This window comes from Blastomonas aquatica (assembly GCF_014639875.1).
Taxonomy (GTDB): domain Bacteria; phylum Pseudomonadota; class Alphaproteobacteria; order Sphingomonadales; family Sphingomonadaceae; genus Blastomonas; species Blastomonas aquatica.
On the sequence record NZ_BMGD01000005.1, the window covers coordinates 279,855 to 294,710 of the forward strand.

The 14,856-nt window shown below is 61.4% G+C and carries 13 protein-coding genes and 1 tRNA gene; 8 read left to right on the forward strand and 6 right to left on the reverse strand.

The features are described from left to right. Positions 1-33: 33 nt before the first annotated feature. Together IEW00_RS14800 and glf are read right to left on the reverse strand one after the other, a co-directional pair. Positions 34-1,470 (reverse strand): glycoside hydrolase 5 family protein, encoded by a 1,437-nt coding sequence (locus tag IEW00_RS14800; protein WP_188515178.1) that lies wholly within the window; start codon positions 1,468-1,470, stop codon positions 34-36. Further along, a complete protein-coding gene (gene glf, locus IEW00_RS14805) occupies positions 1,467-3,698 on the reverse strand; it encodes a UDP-galactopyranose mutase (RefSeq protein ID WP_188515240.1) in 2,232 nt (743 codons plus the stop codon). The genes IEW00_RS14800 and glf overlap by 4 nt, the downstream gene beginning before the upstream one ends. A 625-nt stretch (positions 3,699-4,323) precedes the next feature. Here glf and IEW00_RS14810 point away from each other — a divergent pair. From IEW00_RS14810 to IEW00_RS14825, 4 genes are all read left to right on the forward strand, one after another. Then, positions 4,324-5,196, forward strand: a complete 873-nt coding sequence (locus IEW00_RS14810) for a manganese catalase family protein (protein WP_188515179.1) — start codon at positions 4,324-4,326, stop codon at positions 5,194-5,196. A 44-nt stretch (positions 5,197-5,240) separates the two neighbouring features. Further along, positions 5,241-6,032: a ZIP family metal transporter gene (locus IEW00_RS14815; protein ID WP_188515180.1), complete on the forward strand. Its 792-nt coding sequence runs from the start codon at positions 5,241-5,243 to the stop codon at positions 6,030-6,032. A 28-nt stretch (positions 6,033-6,060) separates the two neighbouring features. Continuing rightward, positions 6,061-6,912 (forward strand): glucose 1-dehydrogenase, encoded by an 852-nt coding sequence (locus IEW00_RS14820; protein WP_188515181.1) that lies wholly within the window; start codon positions 6,061-6,063, stop codon positions 6,910-6,912. Positions 6,913-7,148: 236 nt separating this feature from the next. Further along, a complete protein-coding gene (locus IEW00_RS14825; protein WP_188515182.1) occupies positions 7,149-7,781 on the forward strand; it encodes a Crp/Fnr family transcriptional regulator in 633 nt (210 codons plus the stop codon). A gap of 48 nt (positions 7,782-7,829) precedes the next feature. On the opposite strand, the gene IEW00_RS14830 is transcribed toward IEW00_RS14825, so the two are convergent. From IEW00_RS14830 to IEW00_RS14840, 3 genes are all read right to left on the reverse strand, one after another. Further along, positions 7,830-8,996, reverse strand: coding sequence for an extracellular catalytic domain type 1 short-chain-length polyhydroxyalkanoate depolymerase (locus IEW00_RS14830; RefSeq protein ID WP_188515183.1), 1,167 nt, complete (start codon positions 8,994-8,996; stop codon positions 7,830-7,832). A 213-nt stretch (positions 8,997-9,209) separates the two neighbouring features. Further along, positions 9,210-9,950, reverse strand: a complete 741-nt coding sequence (locus IEW00_RS14835; RefSeq protein WP_188515184.1) for an ATP-binding protein — start codon at positions 9,948-9,950, stop codon at positions 9,210-9,212. 92 nt (positions 9,951-10,042) lie between these two features. Beyond that, positions 10,043-10,324 (reverse strand): hypothetical protein, encoded by a 282-nt coding sequence (locus tag IEW00_RS14840; protein ID WP_188515185.1) that lies wholly within the window; start codon positions 10,322-10,324, stop codon positions 10,043-10,045. 171 nt (positions 10,325-10,495) lie between these two features. On the opposite strand from IEW00_RS14840, the gene IEW00_RS14845 reads away from it, so the two are divergent. After that, a complete protein-coding gene (locus IEW00_RS14845; protein ID WP_229737065.1) occupies positions 10,496-11,218 on the forward strand; it encodes a Crp/Fnr family transcriptional regulator in 723 nt (240 codons plus the stop codon). A 54-nt stretch (positions 11,219-11,272) separates the two neighbouring features. Then, on the forward strand, positions 11,273-12,301 hold the full coding sequence (locus IEW00_RS14850; RefSeq protein WP_188515186.1) for a sensor histidine kinase: 1,029 nt from the start codon (positions 11,273-11,275) through the stop codon (positions 12,299-12,301). A gap of 15 nt (positions 12,302-12,316) precedes the next feature. Here the strand turns inward: IEW00_RS14850 and IEW00_RS14855 are convergent. Beyond that, positions 12,317-12,390, reverse strand: a tRNA-Cys gene (locus IEW00_RS14855). A 257-nt stretch (positions 12,391-12,647) separates the two neighbouring features. Here IEW00_RS14855 and IEW00_RS14860 point away from each other — a divergent pair. Then, positions 12,648-13,319: a protein-L-isoaspartate O-methyltransferase family protein gene (locus IEW00_RS14860; RefSeq protein ID WP_229737066.1), complete on the forward strand. Its 672-nt coding sequence runs from the start codon at positions 12,648-12,650 to the stop codon at positions 13,317-13,319. Between the two features lie 52 nt (positions 13,320-13,371). Beyond that, a complete protein-coding gene (locus tag IEW00_RS14865) occupies positions 13,372-14,826 on the forward strand; it encodes a TolC family outer membrane protein (protein ID WP_373282653.1) in 1,455 nt (484 codons plus the stop codon). Positions 14,827-14,856: the final 30 nt, after the last annotated feature.

A 14,856-nucleotide genomic window follows, 5' to 3' on the forward strand; every position in this document is an offset into this window, starting at 1 on the left:
AAGCGACGCGAGCGGAACGTCCGCTCGCGTCGCTTACGCTGCCGGGTCGGCGCAGACGATCGCCAGCGCTATGTCCTGACCGCCTGTGTGCACCAGCACGTTCAGATGGCCATCCTGGGTCGTTTGCAGCCTGCTGGATTCGTGACCGCCGGTGAGCGTGTTGGCCTGGGTGACCGAATAGACCCCCGGTTCGAGACCCGAGATATCGATGGCACAGGCTTTGCCGCACTGCGCCCGGCTGGGCATCAGGCATAGCACCGCCTGCCGTGTGTCCCCACATCCGGTCACAAGACCGTCGAAATCATGCACTGAGAGCCTGGCATCGAGCGGTTGGCGATGAAAGCTGCTCCAGTCGATCAACGGTAGAAATTCGGCCAGCACCTTCTGCGCATCGTACATTCCCTGGATCAGCACATGCGGGTGCCGGTTGGGCCACCGCATGCCGCCACCTGCCCCCCCGCTTGCCAGATGCGCCCATTGCATCCGGCGGAAATATTCGCTGTCGAACTCGTCAGGCAGCGTGATGTGCCTGTCCTTGAAGGCGTGGATCGGGCCGTGCTCGCTATCGTGCAGCGGACGCCCCGGCGGACACTTCAGCGCCGATTCCGCGATCAGTCGCGCGGTCGCCAGCGCAGGTGCGAGCGTGTTGCGCGGGTTGTCGATCGTGCTGCGTTCATACAGATGGATGCTGGCAAAATCGAGCGAGGGGTGCCGGAAGACGATGTCGTCGAGCGCGGGCCGCGCCTTGAGTGCCGGGCCAAACACCGACACGGTTTGCAGATGGCTACGGCCATGCAGGCGCAATTCCTCGTTGCGCAACGAAGCAGAGATATCGCTGACAAAGTCGTGGGCTGCTGCGGCATCCCCGCTGGCGTAATTGAGGTCGATCTCGTTCCACAGATCCCAGGCGAAGATCGCGCCGCTATGCCCCCAGCGGCGGGTGGCAAACGCCAGTCGGTTCTTGATCGCGGCGCGGGTGTCCGGGCAGGTGAACATCTGCTCGATCTTCGCGCTGGGCCCGCCATTGGCGCGCGCATACGGATGGGTACGCCAGCGCCGTGCCATCCAGAAGGTGTCGAACGGTGTAAGCAGGAACCGGATGCCATACACCTCGCCCAGCGCGATCAGGTCATCCCACATCTGGACCATGGCTCGCGAGAATTCCCCGCACCGGGTCTCGAGATGGCGAGAGCGAACCTGGTTGTAGTCGAGCATCAACCGGACACAGGTGACCCCGTGATCGCGCAGCCGCGCGAAATGCTGTTCGACGACAGCAGGGTCCTTGCGACGGTATAATGGTGCAAGCGTAGGCCAGGTGATCGCATCGTTATACCCGACCGGAGCCCAGCTCCGGCCGGTTTCGGTTTCGAAATACGGCGCACCGTCCGCGCACCGTATCCATTCTTGGACAGGTGATGGCACCGCCAGCCGCTTCATAGCGGCATGGCCAGCTGCGGTCCCGAATTTCATTCGGCGGCCACAACGCCAAGTCCGGCCAGTGATTCAAGCCGCCAGCGCGCATCCAGCCTGCGCCAGGTTGCGAGCGCCTGCCCGACGATCTGGTCCATGTTGTAATAGCGATAGGTGGCCAGCCGTCCGACGAAGGTCACGTTCTCGCACTTGCCCGCCAGCGCCGCGTACTGACGATACATGTCCTGCGCCGCGGGATTGGGGATAGGGTAATAGGGATCACCCTCATCAGCCGGATATTCACGCGTAACACTGGTTTTCGCCGCCGTCTGCCCGGTCAGGTGCTTGTACTCGGTGATGCGGGTATAGGGCGTTTCGAAGTCGGGGTAATTCACCACCGCGACCGCCTGCGCCTGCTCGCAATCGAGCGTCTCGTGTTCGAACCGCAGCGAACGGTACGGCAGCTTGCCCAGCCGGTGGTGGAAATACTCGTCGATCGGCCCGCTCCACACGACATGGTCCCAGCTGATATCCATCGGCAGATCCTCATACCCCTGGCCGGTGATCACATCGATCGATGGATGATCGAGCAGGTTGCGGAACATCGCTGTGTAGCCCTTTTCGGGCATGCACTGGTACTTGTCGGTGAAATAGCGGTCATCGAGGTTGGTGCGTGCCGGGACGCGCGCTGCGACGCTCTTGTCGAGCTGGCTCGGATCCACCCCCCATTGCTTGCGGGTATAGCCTTCGAAGAACTTGGCATACAGGTCTTCACCCACTTGCGAGACCACGGTGTCGCGCGAATTCTTGATTTCGCCGACATCGAGAGCAACCGAAGCCAGATACTCTGCCGCCTCCTCATCAGTCTTCAGGTCGAGACCGTAGAGCATGTTCAGCGTCGTGCGGTTGATCGGCATCGGCACCTGCTGCCCATCGACCTCGGCCAGCACGCGATGTTCATAGGGTATCCATCCGGTGAAGCGCGAGAGGTAATCGAGGATATCGCCGCTGTTGGTGTGGAAGATATGCGGTCCGTATTTGTGGACCATGATGCCCGCCTCGTCGCGATGATCGTAGGCGTTGCCACCGATGTGATCGCGCTTGTCGATGACGAGCACCGTTTTGCCCGAGCCCGATGCCATGCGTTCGGCCATCACTGCGCCGGCAAAGCCTGCGCCGACGACAAGGACATCGTAATGGCGCCGTACTGGCGGGCGCTTGGTGCTCAGCCGGGTGACCTGACGCGACACGAGGCTGTCCTGGATATGCCCGGCGATCCGCTTGGTTATACCGTCCCACCCCTTGTCGGCCAGGCATGCCACCGCTTCGTCGCGCCATCCGGCCCGTATGCTATCGGGCGCGTTGAGCAGCGCCTCGCACGCAATGACGAAGGTTTCTGCGGTGTCGGCGATCTTGATGCTGCCAAGCGCACCATAAGTATCGACCACGTCCTTGATCGGAGTCGAAACCACAGGCAACCCGCATGCCATGTATTCAGGCGTCTTGGTCGGGCTGATGAACTGGGTCGACGCGTTGATCGCAAACGGCATCAGCGCAACATCCCAATGGATCGCATAGGCCGGCAGATCGGTATAATCCCGGCCGCCAAGCCAGTGGATGTTGTCGGCGCGGGGGAGATCATCGGGCGAAATCTTGACCACCGGGCCGATCATCACGAACGACCAGGAGGGCCGCAGCCGCGCCATCTCGGCGAGCAAGTCGAGGTCCATTCGCTCGTCGATGACGCCATAGAAGCCCAGACGCGGGCCTTCCAGTGAAGCCTGGTCCTGCGGATCGACAACCACGGTCTTGTTCGCGGCGAAATGGTCGGTATCAACCCCCGAAGGGTAGCACAGGATATCGGGACGCTTTGCGCGCCGCGCCTCGTAAAGGCTGCGGCCGCCGCACAGGGCAATGTCCGCGTGCTGGAGCAGCCGCGCCTCGCGTTCGACGATATCGGCGGGCGCAAAGGCGAAATTGGCCAGTTCGTCCATACAGTCATAGACCACCAGATCAGACAGCACCTGCTCGCTGAATTCCAGCATCATCGGGGTGTAGTACCAGAAGATCTGTGGCGATGATTGCTGCTGCGTCTGCATTTCGCTGCGCAGGAGCGATTCGAGGGCTTCGGCGGTCTGACCGGAATCGAATGCCTCGGGCATCATCGGCACGATCCGGACCACGCCGGTGGCCACTTTCGACCGATCCAGCCGGGGGGCGATGCAACCGGCGTCGGCACGCGGCTCCTCCCAATAAAGGATGTCGAAGTTCTGTGCGAGCCGGGTCATGATGTGCTGTGGCCGTTGGAAAACCAGATCCCAGCGCAGGTGTGAAAAGCAGACGATCACGGGCCGCGTGGACGAGGCAGGGGTGTTGCTGTGCTGAAACGGGCGGTGCATCGGTGATCTCCGGATAGAAAGCCCTCCACCGCTGCAGGTGAGCGTATGGAGAACAGATAGGGAAGATCCGGCATCTAGCGCAGCAACCCGGCGCCCGGGCTTACATAGGTAATGCTGCAGCCTCGGCGGTTAAAAAAACCTATGATCACCCATGTTATTGGTGGGCGTGGCAAACAGGCCCAGCCTTGCTCCTCCCCGCCCGGATGCGTTCATCCCGGCTCACCTGGAGTGAAACACATGACAAGCATTTTCGGTATGGCGCTGCTTCCCCTTTGGATCATGGGCATACCCGTGATCGGCGCCTTGATTAGCCTCGCAATGTCGGCGCCCCGCGGCAACACAATGCCTTACCTGCGCCACGCTGATGGTACTCCGGCTACGAACGGAAACCAGGCAGTCTCAGCAAACCACGTCAACACCGTGACTCCCGGCCTGGCCAACACCCCTGCCAGCACGGCTCCAGCGACCAGCTATCCCCGCAGCTGATCCCGTCCAACAGTTAGGAATTCCCAATATGTTTACCCACAACAAAGCGCTGCAATACACTGTGCGCGTTTCAGAGCCGAACCCGGTTCTGGCCTCGCTTCTGCTCGAACAGTTCGGTGGACCCGATGGCGAGCTCGCCGCAGCCATGCGTTACTTTACGCAAGGTCTTGCCGAGGATGATGCCGGCCGCAAGGACATGCTTCTCGACATCGCCACCGAAGAGCTGAGCCATCTTGAGATCATTGGATCGATCGTTGCGATGCTCAACAAGGGAGCCAAGGGCCAGCTGGCTGAAGCCGCGCTGGAAGAGGCCGAGCTGTACCGCTCGATCACCGCAGGCGGCAACAGCCACACCCAGGCGATCCTGTTCGGCGGCGGCCCGTCGCTGACCAACTCGTCGGGAGTCCCGTTCAGCGGGGCGTATGTCGATTCGCGCGGTGATCCGACCTGCGATCTGCGGTCGAACATCGCGGCTGAATCGCGCGCCAAGATCGTTTACGAACGGTTGATCGCGGTGACCGATGATCCAGGCATCAAGGACGCGCTCGGCTTCCTGATGACCCGCGAAATCGCGCATCAGAAGTCGTTCGAGAAGGCGCTTTATACCATCGAGGATAACTTCCCGCCGGGCAAGCATCCGGGTGTTCCCGGTTTCGATTCGCTCTACGTCAACACCTCGACGGGCGCAGGCGATATCGATGGCCCCTGGAACAGCGGCGAAGAATGGGATCGCATCGATGATGTCGTCGCGAAGGGCCCACTCGATGGCGGCGATGGTACGGCCAAGGTCAAGCTGACCGACGACCAGATGACGGCCGTGAAAGCGATGGCCGTCCGGACGACCTCCGATCCCTCCAAGGATCCGTTGACCGGTGCCGATCTGGGTTCGCTGGTGCAGTAATCTGACGGACAGGCAGATTAACCCCGCTTATCCTGAGGTGATCCATGCTTGAGCTGGCGGCTATCGGAATAGCCGCCAGCCTGGCAGCCGGATGCATGACCGGACTGGGCGGGGCGCTTGTCGCGTTCGGCGGACAACCGACCGAACGGCGTCACAACCTGCTGATGGGCTTTGCCGCAGGGGTGATGATCGCGGCGGCGTTCTTTTCGCTGATCATCCCGGGTATCGAACGCGCGCAATTGACGGGCTCGTCCCGCCCAATGGCCGCAGCGATGGTGATCAGTGCAGTGCTGCTCGGCGCGTTGGCGATGGCGCAGCTGGGACGACTGATCGAGATGGCGGCGCTGGGCAGGCTGGGCTCGATTGGACGCTCGGTGCAATTGGGCAATGGCGAGCAGCAACGGATCGCGCTGTTCGTGATTGCCGTCACGCTTCACAACATTCCCGAAGGCACCGCAGTCGGGGTCAGTTTCATGTCGGGGGACCTGCAGCTAGGCTGGGCGACGACGCTGGGTATCGGCATCCAGAACATTCCCGAAGGCATGGCTGTGGCCGCAGCCCTTTCGACGCTGGGGTGGAGCCGGATGCGGTGCATGTTCGCGGCACTTGCCACCGGGCTGATCGAGCCGGTTGGCGGCTTCATCGGCGTGGCCATCGTTCAGATCTCGACCGCCATTCTGCCCTGGGCGCTGGGCTTTTCCGCTGGAGCGATGCTGTTTGTCGTGATGGCGGACATCATTCCTCAAGCCAGCCGCCGGATCGAGCACGGATCTGCCACTCCGGCATTGATGGTGGGCCTCGCCATCATGATGTTTCTTGATGTCTCATTGGGCTGATCCAGCCCGCCAATCGAAAGACCAATCCATGACCACCATCATTCCCAAGCTTGAAGAAGCGCAACTCCCCGGGCTCGAGGCGAACCTCGACCGCAAACCCGAATGGCAGCCGCGGTATCCCGGTTCGGACCGACTGGAAGGCAAGGTCGCGATCGTGACCGGCGGCGACAGCGGTATCGGCCGTGCGGTGGCGGTTCTCTTCGCGCGTGAAGGCGCCAGCATCGTCATCTCGCATCTTGAGGAGGATGAAGATGCCAGGGACACCGCGCGGATGATTGCAGATGAAGGTGCCAAGGCGGTCACGATCGCGGGCGATATCGGCGACCCGGACCATTGCCGCAAGATCGTGGAGCTGGCGATCACCAGCTTCGGGCAACTCGACATCCTGGTCAACAACGCCGGCGAGCAGCATCCCGACAGCGAGGTGACCGAAATCTCGGACCATCAGCTCAAGCGGACCTTCCAGACCAATGTCTATGGCATGTTCTATCTGGTGCAGCAGGCGCTGCCGCATCTGAAGGAAGGCTCGACGATCATCAACTGCACCTCCGTGACGATGTACAAGGGCGCAGACGAGTTGCTGGATTATTCCGCCACCAAAGGCGCGATCACGGCGTTCACGCGAAGCCTCAGCCAGAATCTGGCCGACAAGGGAATTCGCGTCAACGGTGTTGCACCAGGGCCGATCTGGACCCCGCTCAACCCGTGCGGTGGTGCCAGCGAGGAAAAGCTGGAGACCTTCGGCGAATCGACCCCGATGGGCCGCCCCGGACAGCCCAATGAGGTTGCGCCGTGCTTCCTGTTTCTGGCGTGCGATGATGCCAGCTATATGAGTGGGCAGGTGCTGCACCCCAACGGCGGTGTGATCGTCGGCAGCTGATTCGCGCGGCGAATCGCCAAGCGCCGGGTCGACCAGTATGCAGCGAGCGCGTGTCGATTGGGGTGATGGGACTGATCTAGATTAAGTGCCGGTGGCGAATCCGGGCAAATATGGTCAAGACGAGCGGCCTAGACACTCGGCTCGTCGCGGTATTCACCCTGAATTAAACCAGTTTAATGATTCAATCTGAACGAAATGACAGGTTGCAGTCGAGGGGATAGAACGAAAGTCTATCTATGACTGTATACGCAAGCTTACCCATCGAATGGCCCAACCATAACCGGTATAGCCAGACTGCCATCGAGCCACGCTGTGATTTCATCCAGCAGGGCGATACGGTCATGCGGCCGCGTCTTGTCGTGGACGGATGGGGCGCGGGGTACCGGGTCACCTTCGACGGCCGCAGGCAGCTGACGAACCTGTATCTGCCGGGCGAAATTGTCGGTGTGTGGCGCGACAACCAGCCCAGTTTCTACCATTCGGTGATGTCGGTGACGCGCCTTTCGCTGATCGAGTTTTCGACGTTGCCCGACAGCGAAATCGTCCAGGCTGAATGCGCGTTGATCGAGCGCCAGCTTGAAAACAGCATATTCCGGCTGGGGTGCCTCAACGCTTATGAGCGCATGGCCCATCTGTTCCTGGAACTGGGTGAACGGCTTGAAATTCGCAGGCTGGGTTCGCGCGATGCCTATCGCATGCCGCTGACCCAGGAGTTGCTGGCCGATCTGGTCGGCATCTCATCGGTCCACGTCAATCGCACGCTGCAGCAGATGCGCGCCGACAAGGTCATCCGGCTGGTCAATGGTGACCTCAGCCTCACCGATCCAAGCGCACTCGCTAGCCGGGTGCATTACCAAAGCCTTCACTGATCCGGTGCATTCCCCGACTGCGGTTCTCCGCAGTCGGGGCAGAGAAGTTCAGTCGAGGCGATGCTGCAAGAAGAACGCGATCATCGCCCGTGATGCATCAGGGCCGCTCGCATCGGTATAGGTGCCGGTATTGTGCCCGCCCGACCAGGCATGGCCCGCGCCATGGATCGTCCATTGCTCGATCTGCACCACACCATCGGCGCTGCAATTCATCTCACGCGTATAGCTCCGTCCGGCAGCAGTACCGCCGCGCTGGCGCTTAACCGTCAGCGGCGTACCGATGTGCTCGGCGGCCTTCGCCACGATCTGCGCGCTGTTGATGGCATGGACGGTAGCATCGTTATCGCCATGGAAGGTGATCACGGGCACGAACCTGGATTCGCGATCGTCTGGCGACGTGCGCGAGTTGCGCGATCCGTTGCGCATTGCCGAAAACGCCGACATCATGTCGCTCGCCGCGCCGCACGCCAGGCCCGAGTGCACCCCGATCGCAGTGTAGACATCCGGGTAGGTTGCTCCCAGAATCGCGGCGGCAGCACCGCCGGCCGACAGTCCGGCAACATAGACGCGGGTGGCATCGGCGTCGGTATCTGCCAGGATCGCGCGGGTCATCGCAGCAATGAGCGCGGGCTCGCCGCCATCGCGCTGCTGGTCGCCCGGCTTGAACCAGTTCCAGCACCGCGCGATATTGGCGGATGCCGGCTGGCTGGGATACGCGACGATCAGGCCAAGCTCATCGGCCAGCGCATTCATCCCGGTGCCGCGGGCAAAATCGCCCGGGGTCTGCGTGCATCCATGGAGCATGACAACCACCGGCAGACCGGTGGCGCCCTGCGCAGGCAGATACAGCCAGTAATCCAGCGATCCCTCAGGCCCCTCGTAGCGAAGTTCGGCAAAGCTGCCCCTGCCAGGGGCCTTGCGGGCCTTGGCCAGCTTGGCGGGCTTGCGGGCGACCGCAGGCTTTTTGGGCTTAGCGGGCTTCTTGGGTGATTTCGCGGCAGGGTTTCCGGGCGCGGACGGAAGGTACTTCTGCAACGCATCGAGCGCCACCAGACCACCCATGCTGCGGGCGATCGACCGGCGGGCCATGCCGCCTGCAAAACCACCCGAAAGGTTGTGCGCGAGCGTCTTCTGGACCAGCCGATTGGCCGCGTTCATTCTGCTTGCGCGCGAAAGCTTCATCGCGCGCGCCATGGCTGGTTTGATCTTCATCATGATGTTCGCATTCGAAAAGGTCCGGACAAATAGGATACCCCCGCCAGAAAGACGGAGGCATCGATTAAGGATGGGGGGGCGCCGCATGTTTTCCGGTTCTGGTCGCCGGACGCGGCAACTACAGGACGGCTGGCTGAGCGGAAGGTTGCTCCCTTCGTCGCACAATGCAGGCCGGACCTGTCAATTGGTCATCGGCCGTTTAAACCTGGATCCTTACACGGCCAGATGGTCGTCCTGGCCTGGGGTAACCATGGCACCGACGCGGTAACCGTGTCCCTCGCTGCCGCTGCCACGCACCAAAGATGCGCCCAGCACATTGCTCAACCTGTCAAGCAGTGCACTGCCCTGGCTGGCGGAGTAATCTGCCGAATAATCCGCGCCGTCGTCCTCGACGATCAGCGACAGACCGTTATCGCGGTTCTTCAGGCTGACCCGGATGGTGCCACCCGATGCATTGGGATAACCGTATTTCAGCGCGTTGATGATCATCTCGCTGGCCATCAGGATCAGCGCGCGGCGCATATCGGGTACCAGCAGGACGTCGTCGGCATCGATCGAGACCGCGATATCGCGTGCCGATCCGAAGATTTCGACCAGTCGGACGGCGATCGTGACCAGCAGGGGGACGACCGGTACCATCGCGGTGGTTCCGCAATCTGTGCCCAGCTCTTCATAGGCACGGGCTAGGCCGCGCGCCTTGGCAACAACCTCGCTGGGCAACCAGCAACGCGAGCGGTGCTCGGCGAGGTTGGCGAGCGATACAGTCATCTGCGCCATGTTCTTCGCGCGGTGAAGCGCGTCCTGCCGCCACAGCGAGGCATTTTCGATCTGGCCGGCTGAGTCCTTGCGCGCCATGAGGCGAGCGGGGGCGAACAACTGCAAAATCATCGCCTCGGTGGCGACTCGAGCGGACCGTAGTTCGGCGCACTCAGCAATGTTGGTTGTGTTCATCATTGGACAACTCCTGGCCTATTGACTGAAGGTGTAATGACAGATTCTACGATCGGGCATGTTGATCAGAGTTAGTAATTGGCTTTTTATTCTGATTATTGTGCGTCCACTGCAAAGGTTGCGGAGATAGCTTGCAGCAGCGCAAGCGATTCCTTCATCCGCCCGTCGGATTCACCGGTGCTTTCAGCAACCTCCCGTTTCACTTCACAAGTCGTCTTGATGACCGACAACGCAGCATCGATGCTCAATGTGCGGGTTTCGACCAGCGCATGCAGGATACTTTCTGCCAGCAGCAAAGCGGCCTGCCCGTGTGCATCGGGTTCGATTGCGCCACCGGGCAATGGCACCGAGGCAGCAATGATGGTGTCGTTGGTCATGTCCGGGCCGATGCAATATCAGGCGGGGGCGATACCTTGGCTCCCTGCTGCCTGCGCCTGGGTTCGCTTGCCGACAGTATTTCTGCTATGCACCTGATTGGCGTCGGGAAATATAACCGAAGTTAATGCGACGAGACATGTGGTTCAATACATCGAGGATGGGAGCACGCAATGTCCAACGCCTTCACCGACCGATTGAGCGGCTACGCGCCGCTGAGCGATGCCGATGTGGCTTTGCTTGCAGACGCCTGTCGCAATGTCCGTGATGTTCCGGCAGGGCACCATATGATTCGCGAAGGCGACAGCCCCGACCCGGTCTTCGTCATGCTGGACGGCTGGGCCTGCGGATACAAGATGCTTCCCGATGGTGGCCGTCAGATCCTGGCATTCATGCTGCCGGGCGACTTTTGCGATATCCACATCGCGGTGCTGAAGGAAATGGACCATAGCATCGTCACCATCACACCCGCCAAGGTTGCGACGCTGCCGCGCAAGCAGATGGAGGCTTTGGTCGAGGCCAAGTCGAACATCACCCACGCCTTCTGGTGGTCGCAACTGGTCGATCAGGGCGTGCTGCGCGCCTGGATCGTCAGCATGGGCAGGCGCACCGCGGAGGAGCGAATCGCGCACCTGATGTGCGAGCTTTATATCCGCATGCGCAACATCGGGCTTGCCACCCACGACCAGTGCGAACTGCCGCTAACCCAACTGGTGCTGGCCGATGCCGTCGGGCTGACCCCGGTGCACGTCAACCGCGTGCTCAAGGGCCTGCGATTAAACAAGGTTATGGAGCTCAGTTCAGGCGCGCTCAAAATCATCGATCCGGTCCGGCTTGCCGAAATTGCCGGGTTTGATGGAAATTATCTGCACAGTCGGTTGATAAAAGTAGCATAGCGTTCACTGCGGCGCAGGATCACGGCCTGGGCCCGCAACGGGGATAGACAAGCTATGACAAGCAAGAACGGCAAGGCCAAAAAGGCCGCGCCAGGCGACAGATCCGTCTGGAAGCGCAAGAATCTCGTCCACGCGATCGAGGCTGCCGGGATTACGTTGTGGTCCTGGAACGTCGATACCGATGCGCTCGCGATGGATGACCATGCATACCGGCTTTGGGGCGTCCAGCCGGGCACCGATGTCTGTTTCGAGGACTTGTCGGCGCATGTCCACCCCGCAGATCGCGATCGGGTGCGCGCGGCGTTTGCTGCCACCCGCGCGATCATCGGGGCATTCGAGATCGATTTTCGCATCCTGGTGGGCGATGAACTCAAGTGGATTTCGGCACGGGGGCAGGGCGATAATGCCGGGATGGTCGACCGCATCATGTTCGGTGTTTTCATCGATGTGACCGGGCGCAAGCAGGCCGAGGAAGGCAATGAGTTGCTTGCGGGTGAAATGAGCCACCGGGTCAAGAACCTGCTGACCATCGCCACCGGTCTCACCACCATCACCTCACGTTCTGCGCATTCCAAGGAGCAGATGGCCGAGGAACTGACACTGCGGCTGACCGCGCTGGGCCGTGCGCATGATCTGGTGCGCCCGGTGCCAGGGCAGACCCAGGCGGCATCCGCATTGCTGGGGGACCTGCTCTCGGTGCTGCTGGCGCCGTATGATGATCTGGGCGCGTTCAGCGGGCGGGTGCGGGTCTCTGTGCCGCGGATGAGGGTGGGCGAATCGGCGACCACGGTGCTGGCACTGGTGGTGCACGAATTGGCGACCAATTCGCTCAAATACGGCGCGCTCTCGGTCGATACGGGCACGCTCGATGTGTCGTGTTCGTCGCACGATGCAGCGGTCACCATCGTATGGACGGAAACCGGCGGGCCCAAGATACGAAAGCCGGCCGAAGATGCAGGCTATGGGTCAAAGCTGGTCGAACGCAGCGTCTCAGGCCACTTGCAGGGATCGATCGATTATGATTGGGCGGAAACCGGGCTCTGCGTGGTGATCAAGGTCGATCCGAAAAGGCTCGCGATCTGATCTGCGACATGAAGCTGGAGGCCCGAGCCGGAATCGAACCGGCGTGCGAGGATTTGCAGTCCTCTACGTAACCACTCCGCCATCGGGCCATCCGCGTCGAAGGACGCGGCATTGTGCGGCTTTGGCTAGAAAGTCAAGTATGATGCGCATCAAACGGACGCTGCGCGGGGTCGACAACGGTACCGCCATGATGGCGCAAAAGCTGTATTGCCATAATAATACAGCCGTGTCATAACTGGCGATGACGCGATGTCGATTGCATTTTGCAACCGGTAAGGTATCAAAGCGGTGACATTCGGACCGTTTGGGCTTGCATCGTTGTTCGCATATTCTAGGGCGCTTGGACATGACCGACACACATACTCTTGCTCCGCCAGATTTTGCCGCTGCCCGCAGGCACATGATCGAAAGCCAACTGCGTCCCAGTGACGTCAGCGACCCGGTTGTTATTGCCGCAATGGCGGTAACCCGGCGTGAGGATTTCGTCCCCGCCGCGCAAAAGCCGCTCGCCTATATCGACCGAGCCGTGCCGCTGGACGCAGGCCGGGTGCTCAACCCGGCGCTTTCGACCGGCCTTTTGCTCACCCGGGCCGAACTTTCGGGCAGCCAGAGCGTGCTGCTGATCGCTGCCGGAACCGGGTACACCGCCGCGCTGCTTGCAGGGATTGTCGCCAAGGTTGTCGCCGTCGAAAACAATCGTGCCTTGGTCGAACATGCCAAGGCGGCGCTCGCGGGCATGGCCAATGTCACCGTCATCGAATCGGCACTGGAACAAGGACACGCAGCCAACGCGCCTTACGATCTGATCATCATTGATGGTGCCGTGCAGCAGGTTCCCGATGCCATCATCGCCCAACTGGCTGATGGCGGCCGTCTGCTCGCAGGCGTGGATGAGAACGGTGTCTCGCGGCTTGCCTCGGGTCGGCGGGACGGCGATGCGTTCGCTCTCGTTCCCTTCGCCGATACCGATATTGCCCCGCTTGCGGCCTTTGCCCGGCCAAAAAGCTATAGCTTCTGACGCAGGACCACCGCCCGGCAGCAGGGGTGGCGGAAGACACGAGACCGGATTGATGAAGACTTCTCTTTGGATGGCCGGTTGCGGTGCGGCGCTCGTACTGGGCAGTGCACCGCTGCACGCCGAGACGCTACGCGATGCGCTGATCGCGGCGTATCAGACCAATCCCACGCTCAACGCCGCGCGTGCGCAGCAGCGTGCGATTGATGAAGGCGTGCCGATTGCATTGGCCGACGGGCGTCCCAGCCTCCAGGCTCAGGCGCAATATTCGGAGAACTTCCTCAACCCCGCCAACGCCTTCACCGCGCCGGAACGCACATTCAGCAGCAATTTGAACCTGGCCGTTCCGATCTACTCGGGCGGCAGTGCCCGCAACGCCATCAATGCGGCCAAAACCCGCGTCGATGCGGGTCAGGCTGATCTGCGCGGTACCGAGGCATCGGTGTTCAGCAACGTCGTTGCCGCATACATGGATGTCATCCGCGACGAAGCCATTGTCGGCTTGCAGCGGCAGAATGTCAGCGTGCTCGATGTCAATCTGCAGGCATCGTCCGACCGGTTTGAAATCGGCGACCTGACCCGCACTGACGTGGCACAATCCGAAGCGCGGCTGGCGATTGCGCGCAGCGATCTGCAAACTGCCGAGGCCAATCTGATTCGCAGCAAGGAAACCTATATACAGCTGATCGGCATCGCTCCGGGAGAGCTGGAGCCGCCGCCGCCGCTCCCCAACCTTCCCGATGCGCCAGAAGCAGCCGTCTTTACCGCGCTTGACGACAATCCCGATCTGCTCGCGGCGCGGGAACGGGTCGAGGCGGCCAATTTCGATGTTCGCGCCGCTCGCGGTACACGGATGCCGCAGGTCAGCCTGTTTACACAGGGCAATTACCAGAACTTTCTTGGCACGCTTGGCAGTTCGCTATTCGATGCGGATTTCGTCCAGCAGCAGTCCAGCGCTGCTGCCGGTGTCCAGTTGACCGTGCCGGTGTACCAGGGTGGCCGCCCTGGTGCGCAGATCCGCCGGGCGCAGGCGGTGTCCGGGCAGGCGATGGAGCAGGAAATCGAGGTTGAGCGCGGAATCATCGCGCAGGTCCGCGCCGCGTACGCAAGCTTCAGCGCCTCGATGCAGGTGATCGAATCTTCGCAAACTGCGGTCGATTCAAACGCGCTCGCGCTTGAAGGCGTCCGCGCCGAAAACAGCGTGGGCAACCGCACCGTTCTCGATATCCTCGATGCTGAACGTGAATTGCTCAACGCGCAGGTGCAGCTCGTCACGGCGCGGCGTAACGCTTATGTTGCAGGCTTCACGCTGCTGGCAGCGATGGGCCGAGCTGAAGCGCGCGATCTGGGTCTCGATGGCGGCACCTTGTATGACCCGACGATCAACTACGAACGTGTCCGCGACAAGATCAATGACTGGGATTCGGACAGAAACCCGGTCGCCCAGTCGACACGTACCGTTGACAGCGCGACGCAAAATGCCGCAGTGATAGGGCCGCCCAGCCAGTAAATCCGGCCAAGGCGCAGATCTGGATCAGGG

Bases quoted from the DNA above. Each gene is read 5' to 3' on its own strand.
- IEW00_RS14800 (WP_188515178.1), bottom strand. From the start codon at position 1,470: ATGAAATTCGGGACCGCAGCTGGCCATGCCGCTATGAAGCGGCTGGCG.
- glf (WP_188515240.1), bottom strand. From the start codon at position 3,698: ATGACCCGGCTCGCACAGAACTTCGACATCCTTTATTGGGAGGAGCCG.
- IEW00_RS14810 (WP_188515179.1), top strand. From the start codon at position 4,324: ATGTTTACCCACAACAAAGCGCTGCAATACACTGTGCGCGTTTCAGAG.
- IEW00_RS14815 (WP_188515180.1), top strand. From the start codon at position 5,241: ATGCTTGAGCTGGCGGCTATCGGAATAGCCGCCAGCCTGGCAGCCGGA.
- IEW00_RS14820 (WP_188515181.1), top strand. From the start codon at position 6,061: ATGACCACCATCATTCCCAAGCTTGAAGAAGCGCAACTCCCCGGGCTC.
- IEW00_RS14825 (WP_188515182.1), top strand. From the start codon at position 7,149: ATGACTGTATACGCAAGCTTACCCATCGAATGGCCCAACCATAACCGG.
- IEW00_RS14830 (WP_188515183.1), bottom strand. From the start codon at position 8,996: ATGATGAAGATCAAACCAGCCATGGCGCGCGCGATGAAGCTTTCGCGC.
- IEW00_RS14835 (WP_188515184.1), bottom strand. From the start codon at position 9,950: ATGATGAACACAACCAACATTGCTGAGTGCGCCGAACTACGGTCCGCT.
- IEW00_RS14840 (WP_188515185.1), bottom strand. From the start codon at position 10,324: ATGACCAACGACACCATCATTGCTGCCTCGGTGCCATTGCCCGGTGGC.
- IEW00_RS14845 (WP_229737065.1), top strand. From the start codon at position 10,496: ATGTCCAACGCCTTCACCGACCGATTGAGCGGCTACGCGCCGCTGAGC.
- IEW00_RS14850 (WP_188515186.1), top strand. From the start codon at position 11,273: ATGACAAGCAAGAACGGCAAGGCCAAAAAGGCCGCGCCAGGCGACAGA.
- IEW00_RS14860 (WP_229737066.1), top strand. From the start codon at position 12,648: ATGACCGACACACATACTCTTGCTCCGCCAGATTTTGCCGCTGCCCGC.
- IEW00_RS14865 (WP_373282653.1), top strand. From the start codon at position 13,372: ATGAAGACTTCTCTTTGGATGGCCGGTTGCGGTGCGGCGCTCGTACTG.